This window comes from Polaromonas hydrogenivorans, assembly GCF_040105105.1.
GTDB lineage: Bacteria > Pseudomonadota > Gammaproteobacteria > Burkholderiales > Burkholderiaceae_C > Polaromonas > Polaromonas hydrogenivorans.
The window spans coordinates 417,501-420,000 of the sequence record NZ_CP157675.1 but is presented as its reverse complement, the minus strand read 5'-3'; the positions used below and the strand labels follow the sequence as shown (position 1 = coordinate 420,000).

Below are 2,500 nucleotides of genomic sequence, written 5' to 3'. Positions count from 1 at the left end.
CCACCGATTTTTTGCAACCTCGTTTAGCTCCGTCCGCGAGGGACATCACTGACTAGAGGCACACCTTCTTCCGAAGTTACGGTGTCAATTTGCCGAGTTCCTTCTCCTGAGTTCTCTCAAGCGCCTTAGAATACTCATCTCGCGCACCAGTGTCGGTTTGCGGTACGGTCGTGTGTAGCTGAAGCTTAGTGGCTTTTCCTGGAAGCAGGGTATCACTCACTTCGGCTGCAAGCAGCCTCGTTATCACCCCTCATCTAAGCCCGGCGGATTTACCTACCAGGCACGACTACAGGCTTGAACCAACATATCCAACAGTTGGCTGAGCTAACCTTCTCCGTCCCCACATCGCACTACACATCGGTACAGGAATATTGACCTGTTTCCCATCAGCTACGCATCTCTGCCTCGCCTTAGGGGCCGACTCACTCTACGCCGATGAACGTTGCGTAGAAAACCTTGCGCTTACGGCGAGGGGGCTTTTCACCCCCTTTAACGCTACTCATGTCAGCATTCGCACTTCTGATACCTCCAGCAGGGTTTACACCGCCACCTTCACAGGCTTACAGAACGCTCTCCTACCACATGCAATAAATTGCACATCCGCAGCTTCGGTAACTGGCTTAGCCCCGTTACATCTTCCGCGCAGGACGACTCGATCAGTGAGCTATTACGCTTTCTTTAAATGATGGCTGCTTCTAAGCCAACATCCTGACTGTTATAGCCTTCCCACTTCGTTTCCCACTTAGCCAATTTTAGGGACCTTAGCTGGCGGTCTGGGTTGTTTCCCTCTTGAGTCCGGACGTTAGCACCCGGTGCTCTGTCTCCCAAGCTGTACTCATCGGTATTCGGAGTTTGCCTTGGTTTGGTAAGTCGCCATGACCCCCTAGCCAAAACAGTGCTCTACCCCCGATGGTAATACTTGAGGCACTACCTAAATAGTTTTCGGAGAGAACCAGCTATTTCCAAGTTTGTTTAGCCTTTCACCCCTATCCACAGCTCATCCCCTAGTTTTGCAACACTAGTGGGTTCGGACCTCCAGTGCATGTTACTGCACCTTCATCCTGGCCATGGATAGCTCACTTGGTTTCGGGTCTACACCCAGCGACTAGACGCCCTATTCGGACTCGATTTCTCTACGGCTTCCCTATTCGGTTAACCTTGCCACTGAATGTAAGTCGCTGACCCATTATACAAAAGGTACGCAGTCACCCCTTTCGAGGCTCCTACTTTTTGTAAGCACACGGTTTCAGGATCTATTTCACTCCCCTCCCGGGGTTCTTTTCGCCTTTCCCTCACGGTACTAGTTCACTATCGGTCAATGATGAGTATTTAGCCTTGGAGGATGGTCCCCCCATATTCAGACAGGATTTCTCGTGTCCCGCCCTACTTTTCGCAAGCTCAGTACCACAGGTCTCTTTTTGCATACGGGGCTATCACCCGCTATGGCCAGCCTTTCCAGACTGTTCTGCTAAGAGTCCTGCTATCACTTGCAGGCTTTTCCGATTTCGCTCGCCACTACTTTCGGAATCTCGGTTGATGTCTTTTCCTCGAGCTACTGAGATGTTTCAGTTCACCCGGTTCGCCTCGCATGCCTATGTATTCAGCATGCGATACCTTTCGGTGGGTTTCCCCATTCAGAAATCTCCGGATCAAAGCTAATTTGCCAGCTCCCCGAAGCTTATCGCAGGCTATCACGTCTTTCGTCGCCTATCATTGCCAAGGCATCCACCATGTGCTCTTATTCGCTTGACCCTATAACTTTGATTTCTCGCAGTTATTTTCAAGGAATGCATGTCTGGTCTTTCACCAGACGCGTTATGCCGTATCTTCCAATTATCGATTTGACTCGAAATTAAAAGTTTCTTTTGACGCAATCAAAAAATTTTCTAAATTGCTACTGGCGGCACGGTCTGCACTAAACCTTTACGAATGTGCAGTTTCCGCCAGCAGCGCTGATTTAACTCTATGAATTTTTAAAGAACAGCCAATAATCAATTGAAATAAATTAATAAATCAACCAACACAAAGCACTCTCCAAGAGAATACTTTGCATTAATAAATTAGGTACAAACCACTTTCATGATGTGTACAGATAAGTGGTGGAGGATGACGGGATCGAACCGACGACCCCCTGCTTGCAAAGCAGGTGCTCTCCCAGCTGAGCTAATCCCCCAGGATTCAAAACCGCTTCAAACCTGATTTGGTGGGTCTGGTTGGACTCGAACCAACGACCCCCGCCTTATCAAGACGGTGCTCTAACCAGCTGAGCTACAGACCCTACGGAACTCAACAAAGAATCCCCAAGGCAGCACCAATTGGATTGATGACCAATGCTGTTGTTTTAAACAACAGCCGATAAGAATGGGCGTAAGAAGCGTGAAAAAGCTTCATTTCCAGAAAGGAGGTGATCCAGCCGCACCTTCCGATACGGCTACCTTGTTACGACTTCACCCCAGTCACGAACCCTGCCGTGGTAATCGCCCTCCTTTGCAGGTTAGGC

2 tRNA genes and 2 rRNA genes (2 of these 4 only partly in view) are annotated in these 2,500 nt (G+C 49.3%); all 4 read right to left on the bottom strand.

From position 1 onward, the window contains the following. Nucleotides 1–1,752 (bottom strand): 23S ribosomal RNA (locus ABLV49_RS02080); it reaches 1,127 nt to the left of the window's first position. Between the two features lie 345 nt (nt 1,753–2,097). Further along, nucleotides 2,098–2,173: transfer RNA gene (locus tag ABLV49_RS02075), tRNA-Ala, on the bottom strand. Between the two features lie 28 nt (nt 2,174–2,201). Continuing rightward, a tRNA-Ile gene (locus ABLV49_RS02070) sits at nt 2,202–2,278 on the bottom strand. Nucleotides 2,279–2,397: 119 nt separating this feature from the next. Continuing rightward, nucleotides 2,398–2,500 (bottom strand): 16S ribosomal RNA (locus ABLV49_RS02065); it runs 1,427 nt beyond the window's last position. Together the 16S and 23S rRNA genes with 2 tRNA genes alongside form the textbook arrangement of a ribosomal RNA operon.